The 19,488-nt window shown below is 47.0% G+C and carries 13 protein-coding genes and 1 pseudogene; 5 read left to right on the plus strand and 9 right to left on the minus strand.

The window, feature by feature from the left end; all coding sequences use genetic code 11:
- Positions 1-22: 22 nt before the first annotated feature.
- On the minus strand, positions 23-2,323 hold the full coding sequence (locus tag HMPREF0670_RS07055) for a carboxypeptidase regulatory-like domain-containing protein (protein ID WP_009230466.1): 2,301 nt from the start codon (positions 2,321-2,323) through the stop codon (positions 23-25).
- A gap of 423 nt (positions 2,324-2,746) precedes the next feature.
- Here HMPREF0670_RS07055 and HMPREF0670_RS07060 point away from each other — a divergent pair, with 423 nt between their 5' ends.
- From HMPREF0670_RS07060 to HMPREF0670_RS07085, 4 genes are all read left to right on the plus strand, one after another.
- Complete coding sequence (locus HMPREF0670_RS07060) at positions 2,747-3,892, plus strand: hypothetical protein (RefSeq protein ID WP_044077931.1); 1,146 nt, start codon at positions 2,747-2,749, stop codon at positions 3,890-3,892.
- 49 nt (positions 3,893-3,941) lie between these two features.
- A complete protein-coding gene (locus HMPREF0670_RS07065) occupies positions 3,942-5,984 on the plus strand; it encodes a DNA topoisomerase IV subunit B (RefSeq protein WP_044077932.1) in 2,043 nt (680 codons plus the stop codon).
- A gap of 458 nt (positions 5,985-6,442) precedes the next feature.
- Entirely contained in the window at positions 6,443-8,023 is a 1,581-nt protein-coding gene (locus HMPREF0670_RS07070; RefSeq protein WP_009230469.1) for a S41 family peptidase, read from the plus strand.
- Positions 8,024-9,509: 1,486 nt separating this feature from the next.
- Entirely contained in the window at positions 9,510-9,977 is a 468-nt protein-coding gene (locus HMPREF0670_RS07085; protein WP_044077936.1) for a DUF192 domain-containing protein, read from the plus strand.
- Positions 9,978-10,166: 189 nt separating this feature from the next.
- Here HMPREF0670_RS07085 and HMPREF0670_RS15650 read toward each other — a convergent pair.
- Positions 10,167-10,379: pseudogene (locus HMPREF0670_RS15650) on the minus strand (IS4 family transposase); the annotation flags it as partial.
- 856 nt (positions 10,380-11,235) lie between these two features.
- Positions 11,236-11,616 (minus strand): Imm53 family immunity protein, encoded by a 381-nt coding sequence (locus tag HMPREF0670_RS07095; protein ID WP_044077938.1) that lies wholly within the window; start codon positions 11,614-11,616, stop codon positions 11,236-11,238.
- 36 nt (positions 11,617-11,652) lie between these two features.
- Between HMPREF0670_RS07095 and HMPREF0670_RS07100 the strand changes: the two genes are divergently transcribed.
- On the plus strand, positions 11,653-12,060 hold the full coding sequence (locus tag HMPREF0670_RS07100) for a hypothetical protein (protein ID WP_157579586.1): 408 nt from the start codon (positions 11,653-11,655) through the stop codon (positions 12,058-12,060).
- Here HMPREF0670_RS07100 and HMPREF0670_RS07105 read toward each other — a convergent pair.
- The 6 genes from HMPREF0670_RS07105 to HMPREF0670_RS07135 all read right to left on the minus strand — a co-directional run bounded on the left by HMPREF0670_RS07105 (position 12,042) and on the right by HMPREF0670_RS07135 (position 19,326).
- Positions 12,042-12,704, minus strand: a complete 663-nt coding sequence (locus HMPREF0670_RS07105; protein WP_009230472.1) for a M15 family metallopeptidase — start codon at positions 12,702-12,704, stop codon at positions 12,042-12,044. The genes HMPREF0670_RS07100 and HMPREF0670_RS07105 overlap by 19 nt on opposite strands.
- 496 nt (positions 12,705-13,200) lie before the next feature.
- Positions 13,201-14,274: a nucleotidyltransferase family protein gene (locus tag HMPREF0670_RS07110; RefSeq protein ID WP_009230473.1), complete on the minus strand. Its 1,074-nt coding sequence runs from the start codon at positions 14,272-14,274 to the stop codon at positions 13,201-13,203.
- 251 nt (positions 14,275-14,525) lie between these two features.
- Positions 14,526-16,451: a nucleoside-diphosphate sugar epimerase/dehydratase gene (locus HMPREF0670_RS07120; protein WP_009230474.1), complete on the minus strand. Its 1,926-nt coding sequence runs from the start codon at positions 16,449-16,451 to the stop codon at positions 14,526-14,528.
- Between the two features lie 285 nt (positions 16,452-16,736).
- Positions 16,737-17,861: a DegT/DnrJ/EryC1/StrS family aminotransferase gene (locus tag HMPREF0670_RS07125; RefSeq protein WP_009230475.1), complete on the minus strand. Its 1,125-nt coding sequence runs from the start codon at positions 17,859-17,861 to the stop codon at positions 16,737-16,739.
- A 190-nt stretch (positions 17,862-18,051) separates the two neighbouring features.
- Entirely contained in the window at positions 18,052-18,714 is a 663-nt protein-coding gene (locus tag HMPREF0670_RS07130) for an acetyltransferase (RefSeq protein ID WP_009230476.1), read from the minus strand.
- Between the two features lie 3 nt (positions 18,715-18,717).
- Positions 18,718-19,326, minus strand: a complete 609-nt coding sequence (locus HMPREF0670_RS07135; protein WP_009230477.1) for a sugar transferase — start codon at positions 19,324-19,326, stop codon at positions 18,718-18,720.
- Positions 19,327-19,488 lie beyond the last annotated feature (162 nt).

Raw genomic sequence — 19,488 nt, forward strand, 5'->3', positions numbered from 1 at the left:
AATATCATCTAAATAAAGGGCATTATCTGCCATGCAGCACGCCCGTATTCTCATCAGTGTTGGTTATGCGCTTGTTTCCTGCGGTCTTGGCTTTGCCAAAATCGAGATTGAACGACACGTTTATCATCAATATGCGCCGCAGATTTCTGGAATACGCCAGTTTATTTGCAGGCGCAATACGCGACAGGTTCTCCACTTCGGTGGTATAAAGGGTGGTGAATGGGTTCGCCACCACCAACTGTACCGCCCATTTGTCCTTGTTATATCCAAGAGCTATATTATGGCTAGCCTCTTCTTTGTCTAGCGTTTCGCCCCACAAGCTATGCTGGCTCGTCTCCATTTCGGCAGCCAAAAGCCACTGCTTATACATGGCTAGCAGCTGCCCGCGCATTCCCCAGTTGGCGTGAGTGTGGGTGTAGTGGTTGCCATTGCTAATGAATCGGTTGAAGAATGGTGTTACTTGAAGGGAAAGCCAATCGCCAAATGGGTGGAGTTTAAAATCAATGCGGGTGTTAATACGGTGGAAACCGCGTTGATTGTTCATCGTTCGCACAAAGCGTTGGTTCTCCAATAGCGTTTCTTCCATAATGGGTTTGTGATCGTAGCTGTACCTTCCGTACAGGCCAACATTCAGCCATTTCGTCGCCCAATCTACAGAAAGACTGTTCGATACGAAAGTAACTGCTTTTAGATTTGGGTTTCCACGTCTTAGCTGATAAATGTCAATGTCTTGCGAAACGTCGCTCATGTTAGAGAGCGAAGGTGCATAACCCGACACGTATCCTGTGTATTTTATCACCAAGCTGTTTGTCACATTGTAAGCAAGCGATAGCCTAGGCCGAAAGATTAGCGAGCTAAGGCTGTTGTTTGCCTGACTATTGTATATCCGCATTACCCCCAATCCCAAGGTATAAGTTAGTTTCCCCAGTTTAGAAAGCCACTCGGTATAAAGGTAAGTCTCCGATGTGTTCAGCTTAACTAGGTTCTCTATTGTCCCACTATAACTGTTTTTGGTGTACATCTGCGTATGCTTAACACCGAAAGAAAGCTTGCTGCGGTTGAACATCTTTTCGTATATACCTTCGGCGATGAGCGAATACTTACGTCCCGTTGTTTCGGAAACAAAGTCTTGATCATTGTGTCCCGTCTCAAACAAGGTGAATTTACGATTACTTCCACTGCCGATATAAGTGCCAACGAGGTCGAAATAGATAGTCTGTTGGTGAGGTAGCATGGTATGAAAGTACAGGTCTAGCGAGGGCGAATTGTCGTGCGTGCGCATAAAGTCGTTGATGCGATAGGTTTTGTTCTCCGTATATAAAGTGCTAATCCTATCGGTAGTGGAGTTCGGCACGTGGTTATACCTGTCTCGGAATATAACACTGAACACGCTTTTGTTAACCGCGTAGCTATACCACAGAGAGAAATCAAAGTTATTGAACTTAGCTTTTGTGGGGTCGCCTATCTCTCTGTTGGTTAAAGTTCGGTCGTTATAGTGGTATGTTTCGGTATTCTCCCTTATCCATTTCAGGTCACGTCTGTTCCACCATGCCACGGCTTTCAGTTCCGATTTGCCTTCATGATAGTTGGCAGACAGCTGATATTCGCCAAAGCCCAGCATCGAAATGCCGTTGGTTAAGTCGCCACTAACATTGCCTCCCCTTTCCTTATATCTCACGATAATGTCGATAACGGCTGCCGCACCTGCATAGCGTGCCCCGGGCATATCGTAATATTCCACTCTTAGAACATCGTGTGGGCGAATGGACTTTATCTCTGCAACAGTTGTTTTCACGCCATTGATGCGCAATTGAACTGGCTCGCCCGTAGATGTACGTATGGTATTGTCGATGGTGTTGAGCCTAATTCCAGACAATTGCATGTTTCGCAATAGGCCAAATCCACTGGTAGCAGCTTTCAATTGGAACTTGGAAGGGATGATAATCTTACGATCTATCTTTTGTATTTCACGTTGCCCCACCACCTCTACTTCTTGCATCGTCCGTTCAACAGGCAGCATGGTTATCTCACCCAAATACAAATCATGGACCACATTCTCCAATCTTACATGATAATCGGCATAGCCAAGATAAGTTACTAAGAGGTTGTCGAAGTGTTTATCCTTGTTAACGGCTAAACCAAAACGACCATTTGCATCACTGATTGCATTTTGTTTTTCTTTTGTTCCATCCGAGACGAGACTCACAACGGCACCTTCCAAGGGATGACCAGCCTCATCTTGAACTAGGCCTGTAATGTTTATCTGTGCATTAAGGCTAGTCCATAACACAAGAAAAAACAAAAGCAAGAGAGTTTTTTGCATACCATTTGTGTATTAAATTTGTTATAAGATTACTGTCAAACGTTGGTCAAAAGTAGGCGTTTTATTCCGAGTACAAAAGCTATTGCAACCAAAACTGCGGTGCGTTACGCATTTTTAACACCGCGATAAATAGCCTTGTTCCCCTTCCATACGCCATCAAACATCTGTTGTTCTTTTATTCCATACTTGTCATATCTTACCGCAAAGTAACAAAAAAGATGCGAGATAAAAGGAGCATTTTACAAAAACTTCTTTGAAGTCTGCGCATTTTATTGTACATTTGCAAGTTAAAGCACAGATACGTTCGGCTTAAACCACCCTTTTTCTAACCTTGCCCACGCGCAAGTAAGCCCCCAAGCCATGCCGCTAAGGCTTTTGAGAAAAGGCAAAAAGAACAAAAACAGCAAATAATATACATAGCACATGTCTGCAGTGATAATAAAGAAAGTCTGCACCAAAAGCGACTTAAAGGCGTTCATCGACCTACATTACGACCTATACGAGGGTAACGAGTATGACGCGCCAAACCTGTTCAGCGACGAAATGAATACGTTGAGCAAAGACAAAAACGCGGCGTTCGACTTCTGCGAGGCCGAATACTTCCTCGCTTACAAAGAAGGAAAGTTGGTTGGGCGCGTTGCCGCCATCATCAACCACAGCGCCAACAAGAAGTGGGATCGCAAAAGCGTGCGCTTCGGATGGATAGACTTCATCAACGACCGAGAAGTGTTGGAGGCATTACTTCATGCCGTAGAAGAGTATGGGCGCTCTAAGGGCATGCGCTCTATCGTGGGTCCGCTGGGCTTTACCGACATGGACCCAGAAGGTATGCTCACAACGGGGTTCGACCAACTAGGCACCATGCCCACCATATATAACTATGAGTACTACCCCCAACTGATGGAAAGCATCGAAGGCTTTGAGGTGGACAATCACTACGTGGAGTACAAACTGATGGTGCCCGACGAAGTGCCTGAGAAGTTTGCCAAGATTGCCGACATGATACAAAAGCGTTATAGCCTAAAAATAAAGAAGCTTACACGCGACGATGTATTCAAAGGTGGGTACGGCAAGCGCATCTTCGACCTCGTGAATAAAACCTACGGACACCTATACGGCTACTCGGAGCTTACCGAAAGGCAAATGGACCAGTACGTAAAGCTGTACTTCCCTATGGCCGACCTAGACCTCATCACACTTGTTGAAGACGAGGCAGCCGACAATAAACTCGTAGGACTGGGCATTTCCATACCCTCGTTAACGCGCGCCTTGCAAAAATGCCGTCGCGGAAGACTAACGCCCTTCGGCTGGTGGCACGTGCTAAGGGCCATCAAATACCACAAAACAAAGGTGGTAGACCTGCTGCTCATCGGCGTTTTACCCGAATATCGCATGAAAGGCGTCAACTCGTTGCTCTTCGCCGACCTTATTCCGCGCTACCAGAAGTACGGATTTGAATGGGGAGAAACACAGGTGGAGATGGAAACCAACTCGAAAGTACAAAGCCAATGGGAATGGCTGGATGCTAGCATTCACAAACGTAGGAAGTGCTATATCAAGACGTTCTAATGCGGGGGCGCACCATAAAAGAGCCAATTAGTAGACACCACAAAAGAAGATGAATAAGAAAAAGACACCTAATAATCAACAAGAGATGACATTCGAGCCAGCCAACGCGGCAGGTTCGAACGCAAACAACACGCCCACTTCCACCCAACAAGGAAACAACCAGACGGCATACACCGATGATAACATCAGGCACCTGTCGGACATGGAACACGTTCGCACGCGCCCCGGTATGTACATCGGCCGACTTGGCGACGGAACACAAGCCGAAGACGGCATTTACGTACTGCTGAAAGAGGTGATTGACAACTCTATCGACGAGTTTAAGATGCAGGCCGGCAAGCGTATCGAGGTGGATTTGGAAGACGATCTGCGCGTATCTGTGCGCGACTACGGCCGCGGTATTCCGCAAGGAAAGCTGGTAGAGGCCGTAAGCATGCTCAACACGGGCGGCAAATACGACTCAAAGGCGTTTCAAAAAAGCGTGGGATTAAATGGCGTCGGCCTCAAAGCCGTCAACGCATTGAGCGCACGTTTCGAGGCTAGATCGTACAGAGAAGGAAAGGTACGCACCGTGGTGTTCGAAAGGGGCGAACTGATTAGCGACAACACAGAAGACACCAACGAAGAGAACGGCACGTTCATCTTCTTCGAACCCGACAACACGTTATTCCTCAACTATCGTTTCAAGGGCGAGTTCGTGGAAACAATGCTCCGCAACTACACCTACCTTAACGCCGGTCTGACCATCATGTACAACGGGCGGCGCATCATTAGCCGCAATGGTTTGGCCGACTTGCTGAACGACCGCATGACCAACGACGGCCTTTACCCCATCATTCACATACAGGGCGAGGACATCGAGATTGCCTTTACCCACGCCAACCAATACGGCGAGGAATATTACTCCTTTGTAAACGGACAGCATACCACGCAGGGCGGCACGCACCAAAGCGCATTTAAAGAACACATCGCCAAAACCATTAAGGACTTTTTCTCGAAGAACTACGAGTACGTAGACATACGTAACGGATTGGTGGCTGCCATTGCCATCAACGTACAAGAGCCCATGTTTGAAAGTCAAACGAAGATTAAACTGGGTTCGCTGACGATGAGTCCCGGCGGAGAAAGCGTTAACAAATACGTGGGCGACTTCATTAAGCGCGAGGTAGACAACTACCTGCACATACATGCCGACGTGGCCGAAGAGATTAAACGCAAGATTGACGAGAGCGAAAGAGAGCGAAAGGCAATGGCGGGCGTAACCAAAATTGCACGCGAAAGGGCAAAGAAGGCCAACCTGCACAACAGAAAGCTGCGTGATTGCCGCATACATTTCAGCGATGCAAAGAACGATCGCAAGGAAGAAAGTTCCATCTTCATCACCGAAGGCGACTCGGCAAGCGGCAGCATCACTAAAAGTCGCGACGTAAACACGCAGGCCGTGTTCTCACTTCGCGGCAAACCACTCAACTCCTACGGGCTTACTAAGAAGGTGGTGTACGAAAACGAAGAGTTCAACCTGCTGCAAGCGGCACTAGATATCGAAGAAGGACTCGACACATTGCGATATAATAAGGTTATCGTGGCCACCGATGCCGATGTCGACGGCATGCACATTCGCCTGCTCATCATCACTTTCTTCTTGCAGTTCTTCCCCGAATTGGTGAAGAAAGGCCACGTCTACGTGCTGCAAACACCCTTGTTCCGCGTACGAAACCGCCGAACAAAGATTAAGAGCAAGAAGGTGATTGCCGCTGCCGACGCACGACTGATGAAGGGCGAACGCAAAAACGACTTCATCACGCGCTATTGCTACAACGAAGACGAACGGCAGAAAGCCATCGCCGAGCTGGGTCCCGACCCCGAAATTACGCGCTTTAAGGGATTGGGCGAGATTTCGCCCGAAGAGTTTACGCACTTCATCGGCCCCGAAATGCGACTGGAACAGGTTACCTTGCACAAGAACGACCAAGTGCATAAGCTATTGGAGTATTACATGGGCAAGAACACAATGGAGCGCCAAAACTTCATTATAGACAACTTGGTGGTGGAAACTGACGGCCCGACAGAAGAAGAAACCACCGAAGTATAATTTATTAACACGTTAAAGAAAGGAGAAGAAAGCACCTAAGAGAACAAAGAGAATAGAGAGAGAAAAGAGTGAAAGAGAGAACGAAAAAGATTGAACGAGAGAATTAGGGATATTGGAGAGGATGATGAAAAGGCTTTATTGATTGGTCTAGGCAGGTGTTCTGAAAGTTACCTGCACTGCGCTTTTAGGCTTTATCCATGCAAACTTGGCTTAATCCTTGATGGGAGCATAGTGCACTATGCCGCTGAAAGAGTAAGGCTAAGATGCCAAATAAAGACAGAAAGACAGTGAAGAGCAAACCTAAAAAGGAGAAAAAAATAAGCGTGGAAGTTTTAGAACATGCCTTTATAAAATCAGTTAGAAATGTTTTAAACCTGTCGCGGCACATACAACCAGCCCGACTTGTACCATTGTTGTTACCACCCCTCCCAACCCAACCAAAGTAAATACGTACAGATATGAAGAAAATCTTAATTCTTGCAGCTTGTTTCGCCACACTAGCTGCACAAGCACAGTTGCGGACTACCATCGGAAAAGACAATCCGCAGCAAAAAATGCAGATTGCCGAAATGGCAATCAAGAACTTGTATGTCGACACCGTTAACGAAAACAAGCTGGTTGAGGATGCCATCAGGGGTATGCTCGAAAAGCTAGACCCCCACTCGTCTTACTCCACTGCGAAAGAAACAAAGGCCATGAACGAATCGTTACAAGGTTCGTTCGAGGGCATCGGCGTACAGTTTAACGTTGCCAAAGATACGCTGCTCGTTATACAACCCGTGGCCAAAGGTCCGTCAGAAAAGGTGGGAGTAATGGCTGGCGACCGCATTGTAAGCGTTAACGACACGGCCATCGCTGGGGTGAAGATGTCGCAAGAAGACATCGTACGCCGACTGCGAGGCCCCAAAGGCAGCATCGTTAAGCTGGGTATCGTGCGCCCCGGCATTAAGGGGCTGCTGGACTTTCATGTAAAACGCGATAAAATACCCATCGAAACGCTCGATGCCTACTATCTTATCAGGCCGGGCGTGGGCTATATACGCATCGGCAGTTTCGGCGCCACCACCTACGAAGAGTTTATGCGGGCGTTGATGAAACTGCAATTGCAGGGCGCAACCGACCTGATACTCGACCTGCAAGACAATGGCGGCGGCTACCTGCAAGCGGCGGTGCGCGTTGCCAACGAGTTCCTCCGCCGCAACGATCTCATCGTATATACCCAAGGACGAAATGCAGACAGGCAGGAGTTTCGCGCGCAAGGCGATGGCGGAATGCTTACGGGCAGGGTGTTCGTACTGGTTAACGAGTTTTCGGCATCGGCTGCCGAAATCGTAACGGGGGCGTTGCAAGACCAAGATCGCGGCATTGTTGTTGGGCGTCGTTCGTTTGGCAAAGGCTTAGTTCAAAGGCCTATCGAGTTTGCCGACGGTAGTATGATGCGCCTAACCGTGGCTCATTATTACACGCCATCGGGCAGGTGCATACAGAAACCCTACACCAAGGGCGACAATGCCAACTACGAAAAGGACTTAGACAACCGCTTTAAGAATGGCGAGCTTTACAATGCAGACAGCATTCACCTAAACGACTCGCTGAAATACCTAACCTTACGCCGCAAACGCGCGGTATATGGTGGTGGTGGCATCATGCCCGACTACTTTGTTCCGCTAGACACCACGCAGTTTTCACGTTACAATCGCGAGCTTGCAGCCAAGAGAATTATCGTTAATGCCAATATACAATACATGGACAAGCATCGCAAGGAACTGAAAAAGAAATATCCTTCGTTTGCCGAGTTCAACAAAAAGTATCAGGTGCCGCAAGAACTTATAGACGAGATTGTGGCCGAAGGCGAAAAGCAAAAGGTTAAAGCCAAAGACCAAAAGGAGCTGAAAACCAGTTTGGCAAGCATCAAGATACAGCTGAAAGCGTTGGTGGCTCGCGACCTATGGGACATGTCGGAGTATTTCCACATCATGAACCAAAACAACCATGTGGTGCAAAAGGCTCTGGTGTTGCTGGGGAAAGGGAAGATGTAAGGCCGTGCGTTCGTGAGCAATTAGCTTGGTTAGCGTTTGAGTTTTTAATGGCCAAAGGCTTTAAATCCCACAACATATAAAACACCCACGCTGCCGTTCGTCGGCAACGTGGGCGTTTTGTTTTAGTTGCATTCTTTTGAGGTTTAACACATATCCACATGCCCAACAAGTTGCGCAAACCCTTATGTTCTATCTGCTGGCTCAGGCTAAGGGAACAGCTGCTCTACGGATGGTTTGGCTGTTGAAGATGATATGTGCACAATGGCATTCTAAACTTAGCCATGTTAAGAACAGCTAATCTGATTACATCAGTTAGGGATAACACAGCGTGCAAGTTGTGCTATTCAATAAGAAGCGATGTCGTGCATATAACAGGCTAAAATTGGACTTATGTGCAGTTTGCAATGGCCCAACAACCCCAAAAGAGGTGGTTCGTCGGTAGTTTGTGATGCGCCAACAACCTCAAAAGGGGTGGCTTGTCGGTAGCTTTCGATGACCCAACAACCACAAAGGGGTTGGGCTGTTGGTTGGGCTGGGTTGGGCGCCATAGCGACCTACCCTGCCTGCGCTGGGCAGAGTGAAACCAACGCCATAGGTGTTGGTCTGTTTCCTTTTTGCTTGTTGTTTTGTTTTCTTGATGAGTATAAAGCATCATTAATTTATATGCGCCGATAAGCTTTCTTACTAAATGATAGCGTAAGCTTGCCATCAGAAAGCAGACCAACACCTATGGCGTTGTGGCGAGAAGGCTAAGGTCCAGGCAAGGTAGGTCGCTCTCGCCTTTCTTTTTCTTCATCTTTCAACCCTTTTACTTTTTCACCTTTCCTTTGCGCAGCCCTACCAACAGGCCAACCGCGATGCGGCTGTTGGCGTAGCAACGACAGCTGAAACCTTGATGTTGCCCCAAACGGCAATCGCCTTATACCAAACTGGCATATCTGATTATCACGAATGAGTATTGGTATAATGGTAAGCGTTCTGGTGCCTACACCATATTATTAACCTCTCTCCACATGCTTTCAGGCTGCTTTTGAGCAATTTGTCGTGTTACAGCATGCTTGTAACACGATTACAAGCAAAGCGTAACCCTGTTACAAGCACCCTGCAACAGGGTTACGAGCAAAGTGTAACGATATTACAAGCATGCTGTAACACGACGCCTTGCGCAAAAGCGGGCTGGAAGAAACCTTTTCGCGTGTTTTTAGACGTGCCCAACGGACGAACAGGGCAATCGAAAGAACGAGGTGGAAAGGTAGCAAGTTACGTTCTTTGTTATACCAAACTGGCCTTTGCAAGCATCTGAAACATAAACAAGACATTTGCTTTCAGTGTGGCAAATAATAACCAAGAAAAACAACAAAACCTTTTTCGCGATTTGCAAAAAATAGACTACCTTTGCTTTCGGATAAGGTGTTTCTTATCCACAACACCATAAATTACAGACCAATAAATAAAGAATTGTATTATGACTTACAAAGAATTATCCATGAAAAAGTTTTTACAGCTGCATGCTAAGCTGGCGCTGAAAGGAGCTGTTGTATTGTGCTGCGCCATTTTTAGCGCGTGTTCAACGTCCGTGATCGAATTTGAAAAAAAGGATTTGGCAATTACAAATCTTGACGGCAAGACTATTCCCATAACAGTTGAGCTTGCCCGCTCACGCCGAGAGATGACAAAGGGCTTTATGGGGCGCACAAATATTCCCGATGGAACGGGCATGCTTTTTGTGTTTAAAAAAGACCAAAAGCTCGCTTTCTGGATGAAAGACACGCCTACGCCCCTTTCAATCGCGTTCATCAGTGCAAGTGGCGAAATCTGCGAAACACGCGATATGGTGCCGTTCAGTGAGGCAAGTGTAGAGTCGTCGCAACCAGTGCGCTATGCGCTCGAAGTGCCGCAAGGCTGGTTCAAGAAGAACAACATTGGGCCGGGATGCTCTATAAAGCTGCCATAACCGAGGCTGACGACACCTTCCGCACAAACGCAGCAGGCCAATTTGCCTGCGGTGAGCTAACAACCCAGGGGGATTGGCGTAGTAATAGGCCAGTTCGGGATAACAATGAATACCATTTGAGTTATTCAATAAGGAATGATAAGTTGCTCGCAAGTGAACCAACTATCGGTAATCACATACTTCGCATGTAACACGGTGGATGCTCTCACCCACAATGCGGAAGAGGCAAAGGGAAAGGATCAACTCCGAAGCGGAAACTCCGTCCCTTTTCTCCAATGACAGGCGAGATAACAGGTGGCCGATGCCAAACTTGCCAAAAAGATGAAATAAATCATCACTCAGTCGGCTTTTAACACTCAAAAGTTTGGATAACTCGCTTATTTTCTCTATTTCTGTTTGCATAACAGTTTTGTTGTTTTGTCTTTGAAATCAGTTGTTTAGCGATTACTAATTTACAAAGAAAATTCGACAAACTGTTATTTTTTATGTATTTATTAGGGTGGGAAACTTTAGTTCTAAACTTGCCCGCTTGTTAATCGCTTAACCTCTCGTCAACTGGATAACGCGCCAACTTACCTTCCATTAACTCGCCAATACTCCTTTTGTCTACTTTTCGGTAAGAATTTTAACATTATGAGTGCCACTTTTGTCCACCAACCGCCCACCCGACCGCAAAAAATCGATTCTCGCGAGGGTTTGTTTGGGTACAAAAAAGGTACTAGCAGATAAAAGGTGACTAAGCATGATTATGCAGAGTTAGCGCCCAAATTGGGCAGAAAAGCGGCAATTAGCAGCAAAACACCTTGCAAAATGGTGCAAAACGCACTGCATTTTGCATCTAAACGCAGTCTATTTAGGTGCAAAACGCAGGTCATTTTGCACCAAAACGCAGCCTATTTTGCTACAAAACGCAAGGCTAAAAGCATAAAAATGCACGTAAAGTTGGGGATTATGCGTTTTCATTTCGATTGAAAACAGGTGTTTTACATGGCAAAAACCCGCTAATAAATGGGTTTTTAGGTGCTAAAAGCAGGTAATTGGGATGGGAAAAAGATGTGAGTAGACGACCAAATAGAAAGGTAAAGTGATGCTAAATGGCGGAAATTTCTTAAAACAGGACTAGAAAAGGAAGTTCATAAAGCTAGTTTTTGCGGCTAATTGCATGCTTTTAACCCTAAATTTTCGCTAGAAGGGGTCGGCGAACAGCATACGCTTTGTAAAATATTTTCATGACCTTACAAGTTCGTAAGCTTATGAGTTATGACGGGGCATCATCTATTATTTCTTTTATTCGTTGAGCGGAAAGGATGCCCTTTCCGTATCTCTCTATCTCTTCTAACTCTCCGATAATCGCTTTAAATGAGTATAGTATTTTATTCAGCTTGCTAATGTCACCAAAAATTTCAATGTAGACATACGTCTTTGCAATTACTCTTATTTCAAAATCTATCCAATCTACATCGTTATCTCTACCCAAAGGCTTGGTTTCTTTTAAAATGTCTCCATAATTACTTATATCAGCACTTAAAATCCAGCCAGGATTATCTAGCATACTAATAGAAATACCGAGTTCATGTTCCCAATCGCCATCTATTTGACTCTTTGTCCAATCTTGCAACCATTGTATTATGCTACTCATACCTTGTCCCTTACTACCATTTATTGGCAAACAGAATTGAATTTAGAAAATCTAGTTGAACTGCTCAAAAAAACACAAGACCTCAACCATAATGAAAGATTGTTCGTCTTTCGCCGACTACAACACAAGGATTGTTACATGAAGGCATCCATCGCCAATTTAACTTACCTATACCCAGACAACGCGTTCAAAATTCAATGCTGTTCTACTATAATAGGCATCAGAAAGAAAGGGGAAAGACAAGCAAGATTACAAAACTTGTTTCAAAATGAAAAGACAAGCAAGGTTGCGAATCCATCTTCAACTTGCACCGAAACAGCAGGTCATATCACTCCCCTCTCCCCTTGGAGAGGGGCTGGGGGTGAGGCCTTTTTGGGCGAGGGGCTGGGGGCTGGAGGGGGTGAGGCCGGTTGGGGGCAAGCCTTTTACTTTATCACCGTGTAATGCCGTTTTGCCTCGGCTCTCGACTTAAAGTTAAAGTGCCACCACTCTGTGCGAAGGGGTTTAAAACCTGCATAGCGCATAACCTGGCGCAACAATTGGCGGTTTTGTTGTGCGCGTTTGCTGATAATGCCCTTTGCAACAAGCTGGCTTTCGGTGTCGATGTGAGCCTCTGGACCCAAGTGATCTATCTTCGTTCCCATAGTTATGCTGTCGCCCTTAGCATCGCAAAGGGTAATGTCAACCGCCAAACCATAATTATGTAGCCCACCACCATTAGCAGGATTACTCACATACGGTTTCATCGGCGTGTTCTTCACCTTGTTCCACATCTTTTGCTGAATGTGCATGGGGCGTGCAGCATCGTATATTTTCAAACTTAATTCAGGGCGCAACTGTTTTAGTCGTTTTTGCGCCTTTACAAGCGCAGCGGCCGCATCTGGGTGCAGATAGGCCTGCCGCAAGTCGTCGTAAAGCACAACACCAACAAAGTTGTCGGCGCGCGCATACATCAACGAAACTTGCAATGTGGGGTCTAACTCGCGCACATTGACATAACCTGCACGACTCAACGCCTCTTCTGTTTTGCTAGTCTGTGACTTGGCAGGGAGAACGAAAAGCGAAAAAAGGAGGAGGAATTTAAACATATTGATTATTGAAACGTGTGATTAACAAGTTGACGAGTTAATGGCTTTACGTGCATTAGGTTTAGTAAGCTAGCGGGGTGATAGGCTTTCTAGATATATTAGTTGTTCTAGTTATACTAGCTGTTGTAGTTTTCCTAGTTATTCAAGCTGTTCTAGTTGTTCTAGTTATACTAGTTGTTCTAGTTGTTCTAGTTATACTAGTTAAAAGGGCGTTAGCCATCTTTTCACCTTTTCACCTTTTCACCCTTTCACCCTTTCACCTTTAAAGGGCGTTAGCCATCTTTTCACCCTTTCACCTTTTCACTCTTTCACCTTTATAAGGCGTTAGCCATCTTTTCACCTTTTCACCTTTTCACCTTTTCACTCTTTCACTTTTTCACCTTTAAAAGGCGTGAGCCATCTTTTCACCTTTTCACTCTTTCACCTTTTCACCTTTAAAGGGCGTGAGCCATCTTTTCACCCTTTCACTTTTTCATCTTTTCACCTTTTCACTCTTTCACCTTTTTCCAAACCCCAACCTCAACATCTTTCGGGGCATCTCTTTAAGGATGGTGGCGCGTATCTCGCGGGGCGACAACCGCCAAAACAATCGGTAATGGCGCAACTTGCGAATGGTGGCCTCAACGTTATAGCGCATGCCTGAGCGCACTGCCGTGGTAGACATGTGCTTGCCAAAGTTGCCACCCGTGAACACGATGTCGAGAATGGCTGGCTGATAACGTGCATCGCCAGGACTAATGGCGAAAGGAAACTCGTGGGCTGGCAAGCCAAGCTTATCTATCAGCACGCTGCCTATGGCGCAAAAGGCACGATAGAAACCCATAGTGCGAAGATGCTGTGCAAGCGCATGGCGGTCTATCTGTTCGCGATGACGATGCAACAGCATCATCAAGTCGCAGAACTGGCGCAGCCCCACACCCAATTCCACCAAATGATGGTAAAGGTGAAGGAAGGTATACAGCACGTTGAGCGTAGGCGGAAGTGTGGTGACGGGCACGCCTTGGATGGCGGTTTGCTCGATAGGGGCATCGGCCAACAGCCGTTCCCAATAGGCCTGTATGCCCTTGCTGTTGAACTTTATCATGCGGAAGTGCATCTCTAACGGCACTTCACGATAGTTAAACTCGCGGTGTTGCTCGCTTTCTTCGCCTTTAAGGGCGATACCCCACGCCTGTTGCAAAAGGTGTTCGGCGCGCGTAAAGTCGGCAGGAACGCAATAGAAGTCGATATCGCCTGGCGTTCGTGCCAAGGGATAAGGGTAGAGTTGCGCAAGGGTTTGCCCCTTAAAGATGCGATAATCTATCCCGTTGCCGCCCAGAATACCCGCCAAATCTTTGGCCACACCGCTCACTTTATTGTTGAGTTGCTCTATCATCATGGTTCGCGAATAGGCCGTCAGCGCGTCGGCACGCTCTAACTTCACATTGTTGCGTATCAATGCGCCCATCACCAACCCCTCTACCGTTTGTTTGGCGGCAGCCTGTTGCAGCACAACAAACTGCTGGTGGTTGAGGGAAGTGAATGGCAATGGCGTTTGCCAAAACTCGTTATGCAAAAGGGAGAATAGCATGAATAAGGGGAAATGGGGTTAAAACTTTATGGTAATGGTTGAGATAGAGATGGGACAAGCGGGGCGGATTGGGCGAATAAGAAGAATGGGAGTGATGAGACGATGGGTACAGCTGAGAGGAGTTAGGGCCAAGCGGGCCTTAGCTTTTGTTTTGCACCTCTCATCGGTTCCATTCATCTTATCACTCCCATCAGCTTATTTAATGGCTAGCTCTAAGAAATTGCCGCCAGTGGCTTTCTAGTGTTGGGCACTCATTTATCTAGCTCTGCGTACACAGAGTTCTTGCTCTTAAATTCGGGAACAATCTGTTTCATCTTACGCACGATATTCATCTCGTCGTAGGTATGCGAGATAGATACGAGTTCCATCACGTCGGTGTTTACCTGTTCGTAATCGTACTCGCGCACCTTGGCGATGCGAATTTTGGGGTTGAACGAAGGCAGTGTACCCTCTTCGTCGTTGAGCACTTCTTCGTAAAGTTTCTCACCAGCACGCAACCCCGTGTATTGTATCTCGATGTTCTTAGCACCCGAAAGGCGTATCATACGCTTAGCCAAGTCGGCTATTCGCACCGGTTTGCCCATATCGAAGACGAAAATCTCGCCGCCGTTGCCCTTCGTTCCCGCCTCAAGCACCAGTTTGCAGGCCTCGGGTATGAGCATGAAGAAACGAATGATGTTGGGGTCGGTAACGGTTACGGGGCCTCCGGCCTTAATCTGCCGTTCGAAAAGCGGAATAACAGAGCCGTTAGAACCTAGCACATTGCCGAAACGCGTGGTAACAAACTGCGTGTTGCCGTGCATCTTGCCCTCTTTCTCGGCCTTGTCTAAGGCCTGTACGTAAATTTCACAAATGCGTTTAGAGCAACCCATCACGTTAGTGGGGTTCACTGCTTTATCGGTAGACACCATCACAAACTTCTTTACGCCGTATTTAAGACTGAGATCGGCCACAACCTTCGTTCCCCACACGTTGTTTTGTATGCTCTCGCTGGGGTTGTTTTCCATCATGGGCACGTGCTTATAAGCGGCAGCGTGGAACACATAGTCGGGACGGAATGTAGAGAAGATGCCTTCCATGCGGTCGCGGTTGGCGATAGAGGCGATGACGGTATATGATTTAATGGCCGGATAATCGTTAGCCATCATCAGGCGGATGTCGTGTTGCGGAGTTTCAGCTTGGTCTACCAGCATCAGTTCTGCGGGATGGAACAAACATACCTGCCTAACCATCTCGCTGCCGATACTACCTGCCGAACCCGTGATGAGTATCTTCTTACCTTTAAGAAGGTTGCCCACGCTCTGCATGTCTATTTGTATTTGGTCGCGCGGCAGCAAGTCTTCGATGCTAATTTCTTTCAGCGTGTTCACCACCTTGCCCGATGCATCGGCGTCCCATTCTTGCACGCCTTCGGTCATATAGATGTTCACACCAGCCTCGATAAGCATGTCTTGCAAGCGTGTGTTATCGCGGAACACCTCGTTGCGCAAGGGCGACACCAACACGGCATTGATGCGGTTCTCCTTAATGACACGGAGAAGTTCGTCGTTTACTTCATACACCTTCTTGCCCATGAGGTAATGGTTGGCAAAGCCTTCCTCGTGAGAGATGAAACCGAAAAGGCGGAACTGTTGCGGCTTTTGGGCGGTAATGTTCTTTGCAAGCCCCACACCGCCCTCGCGTACGCCATAAATCAGTGCGCGCTTGGCTTGTCCCGTGTCGAACACCGTATCATAAATACCCTTTATCATGATGCGGAAAGTCCACAGCAAGATGGTGGTAACGAGGTAAATGGAAACGATGTGCCGCAGATGCAACGGAACAATGTGCTGATGAACTGCGGGTAAGAAGATGATGGGGTAATGCAGAACGACAACGATAATGAAACCTAGCCCCATGGCATAGGCCACGCGTTTGAGGTCGACAAACGACGAATAGCGTATCACACCAGCATAGGTGTGGAACACGCGGAAACCTATGATGTTGAACAACTGATAAAACAACAGCGTGTTAACGATGGGCACGATGTTTGTGGCTGTGCGCGAAATACGGAAGAACAAGGCACAAACAAAGATGCCGCCTAGCAAACAGATGAGGCAGTCGATAAGGAACACGCACCAATAAGGCAGCGAGTCTTTACGGAAGTACCAATTTATAAACTTGCTAAATGGATCCATAGTGATGTAAGTTAACAGGTTGAGTTTCTGAGTTTGTAAGTTTACAAGTCTTTGAAGTGATAAAGATCAAGGATTGGGGAGTTCCTAATCCTCAATCTCTATCACCTGTCCTTATATCTCTAAGCTACCTTGTTCTTTATGATGTGCCTTTTAAACGCCGAACCTTTCGAACATATCGCCTACTAACGTAGTGAAAGCTGAAGGCATTAAACTTCGCAACTCAAGAACTTAGAAACTTAAGGACTTAAAACTTAAAAACTTAAAAACTCATGAACTCAATCGACTCTATTTCATCTCTCTAACTATTTTTTCAATGTCTTGGTCGCTTACGTAAGGGCCTGACGGCAAGCACAGACCTTGTGCAAATAACCTTTCAGACACACCATTTACGTATGCAGGGGCATCCTTAAACACGGGTTGCGTGTGCATGGGTTTCCACAATGGGCGGCTTTCTATGCCCACGCTCTCCAAATGTTGACGCATCTGTTCGTAATCGCGCCCTGTTTTCTTGGGGTCGATAAGCACAGTGTTGAGCCAATAGTTGGGATCCATGTAGTCTTCGGGAGCAACGTGTAAGTCTATTCCCTCAACATCGGCAAACAACTGAGCGTAAAGCTCGGTGGTGTGACGATGGTGGGCGATGTGTTCGCGGGCGATGGTCATCTGTCCGCGGCCGATACCAGCGCAGATATTGCTCATACGATAGTTGTAGCCAATCTCCTTGTGCAAATAGTAAGGCTTAGGTTCGCGGGCTTGCGTAGCAAAGAACATGATGCGTTTCTTCGTTTCTTCGTCAGGGCAAATCAATGCACCGCCACCGCTGGTGGTTATCATCTTATTGCCATTGAAACTCATGATACCGAACTGACCGAAGGTGCCAGTCATGCACCCCTTGTACTCTGAACCGAAAGCTTCTGCCGAATCTTCCACCACGGGTATGCCGTAGCGGTTGGCAATTTCCATTATCTCGTCAATGTAGGCGGGCATACCATATAGATATACCAACATGATGGCTTTGGGTTTCTTGCCTGTTTTGGCGATGCGGTCTTTGATTGCTTCCTCCAAGAGGTTGGGGTCCATGTTCCATGTGCGGTCTTCGCTGTCTACGAACACGGGCGTTGCACCTTGATAGGTTATGGGGTTTGCCGAGGCCGAGAAGGTAAACGACTGGCAAATAACCTCATCGCCTGCCTTTACGCCTAGGGCTACCAACGCCAAGTGTATGGCCGCCGTACCTGCCGACAGGGCCACGACATGTTTGCCCTGCCCCACAAATGCCTCCAAGTCTTTTTCAAAGGCATTGACGTTTGGCCCTAAGGGCACTACCCAATTGGTGTCGAACGCCTCTTGAATGTACTGCATTTCGTTACCGCTCATGTGAGCGAGACATAAATAAATTTGATTATCCATAATTATCTAGTTTTTTCGAAAATTCCATTATTATATTGGTGTGATGACAAGTTGACGAGAGGTTTGTCAGTTGACGAGTTAACAAGTTGACGAGTTGACGAGAGGATTGAGCGGACAAGTTAACAAGTTGGTAGGCGAGCCATCTTTTCACCTTTTAAGGGCGCAGCCATTCTTTCACCTTTTCACCCTTTCACTCTTTCACCTTTAAATCTCTTTTCACTCTTGCAGGTACACCCACATAAAGCGAATGGTCGGCGGTATCGTCCATCACAACCGCGCCAGCACCAATTTGCGTATGGTTGCCAATAGTCTTGTACTGCACAACAGCAGAGTTTAGTCCGAAGAAATTGCCATCGCCTACCTTCACGCCACCCGATAAGCGGACGCCAGGCATGAACGCATTAAACGAACCAATCTGAACATCGTGGCGAATGCTTACATCGCCATTAAAGAGGTTGAAATTGCCGATGCGTACATTGCACGACACTACGCAATGGGGCATAAATAGGTTTCCCTCGCCCATCGTGAACGAAGGGGCATGCCATAGTTCGACTGTTGGGTCGATGATGTTGGGGAAGTAGACATTGGGATTAGTGATTGCCTGCCTTACACGCTGCATAACTTGCGGTGAGCCAAAAGCCAATACCACGGCCAAAGGCTCGGTAACGGCATTCAGTTGGGCAGCACCTCCCAGCACCTTCCCCATCTCGTTGCTACTGCCTTGGGGCAAACCATCGTCGTAGAAACCAACAAGTTGCCACACTTCCTTGTTGGCAGCGTGGTTTATCCTTTGCAGGGTGCAGGCAATTTCGCGCCCCATCCCGCCAGAACCAAATATCGCAATGCGTTTCATTCTTTAATTACTTCCGTTAAAAGGCTCTATCGTGGCTTGTCCTTCGGCCGAAATGCCATCGCGTTTCAGCACGGCCTTGATGGTATAATATATCACCTTCATGTCGGTGAGAAACGAAACATGGTCTACATACCACACATCGTATTCAAATTTCTGTGTCCACGAGATGGCGTTGCGCCCGTGACACTGCGCCCAGCCAGAAATGCCTGGCCGCACTTCGTGCCTTCGTGCTTGCGAAGGCGAATACAAAGCCAAGTACTGGGGAAGTAACGGACGTGGCCCTATCAGCGACATGTCGCCTTTAAGCACATTAAAGAGCTGAGGTAGCTCATCGATAGACGTAGAACGAACAAAGCTACCAACGGGAGTTAGTCGCTTGTCATCGGGTAATAGTTGTCCCTGCTCATCGCGTTCGTCGGTCATCGTCTTATACTTAATCACCTTAAATATCTTTCCATTCTTCCCAGGACGTTCCTGCAAGAAGAAAGCTCCCCCACCCTTATTGGCGAAATGCAACCAGAGGGTTACGACTAATAGCAAGGGACTGATACATATGAGGACAATTAAAGCGACACTAAAATCTATCAGGCGTTTAAAGAAATGCTTGTACATATATAACTTGGGATTAAACGTAGGGCTTTGAAACTTGGAGTAAGCCCTTTTACAGCTTTGTAGTGGGACTACTAGCGGTTTGTAGCTGCACTACAAATGGCTTGTAGTGTGCGTACATGTGCCTTATAGCACCGCTACAAGTAGCCTGTACCAATGTCTACA

This window comes from Prevotella sp. oral taxon 317 str. F0108, assembly GCF_000162415.1.
Classification (GTDB): Bacteria; Bacteroidota; Bacteroidia; order Bacteroidales; family Bacteroidaceae; genus Prevotella; species Prevotella conceptionensis.

Excerpts from the sequence above, each read along its gene's own strand:
- HMPREF0670_RS07110 (WP_009230473.1), bottom strand. The coding sequence starts at position 14,274 with ATGCTATTCTCCCTTTTGCATAACGAGTTTTGGCAAACGCCATTGCCA.
- HMPREF0670_RS07055 (WP_009230466.1), bottom strand. The coding sequence starts at position 2,323 with ATGCAAAAAACTCTCTTGCTTTTGTTTTTTCTTGTGTTATGGACTAGC.
- HMPREF0670_RS07065 (WP_044077932.1), top strand. The coding sequence starts at position 3,942 with ATGAATAAGAAAAAGACACCTAATAATCAACAAGAGATGACATTCGAG.
- HMPREF0670_RS07135 (WP_009230477.1), bottom strand. The coding sequence starts at position 19,326 with ATGTACAAGCATTTCTTTAAACGCCTGATAGATTTTAGTGTCGCTTTA.
- HMPREF0670_RS07105 (WP_009230472.1), bottom strand. The coding sequence starts at position 12,704 with ATGTTTAAATTCCTCCTCCTTTTTTCGCTTTTCGTTCTCCCTGCCAAG.
- HMPREF0670_RS07095 (WP_044077938.1), bottom strand. The coding sequence starts at position 11,616 with ATGAGTAGCATAATACAATGGTTGCAAGATTGGACAAAGAGTCAAATA.
- HMPREF0670_RS07060 (WP_044077931.1), top strand. The coding sequence starts at position 2,747 with ATGTCTGCAGTGATAATAAAGAAAGTCTGCACCAAAAGCGACTTAAAG.
- HMPREF0670_RS07120 (WP_009230474.1), bottom strand. The coding sequence starts at position 16,451 with ATGGATCCATTTAGCAAGTTTATAAATTGGTACTTCCGTAAAGACTCG.
- HMPREF0670_RS07130 (WP_009230476.1), bottom strand. The coding sequence starts at position 18,714 with ATGAAACGCATTGCGATATTTGGTTCTGGCGGGATGGGGCGCGAAATT.
- HMPREF0670_RS07070 (WP_009230469.1), top strand. The coding sequence starts at position 6,443 with ATGAAGAAAATCTTAATTCTTGCAGCTTGTTTCGCCACACTAGCTGCA.
- HMPREF0670_RS07085 (WP_044077936.1), top strand. The coding sequence starts at position 9,510 with ATGAAAAAGTTTTTACAGCTGCATGCTAAGCTGGCGCTGAAAGGAGCT.
- HMPREF0670_RS07125 (WP_009230475.1), bottom strand. The coding sequence starts at position 17,861 with ATGGATAATCAAATTTATTTATGTCTCGCTCACATGAGCGGTAACGAA.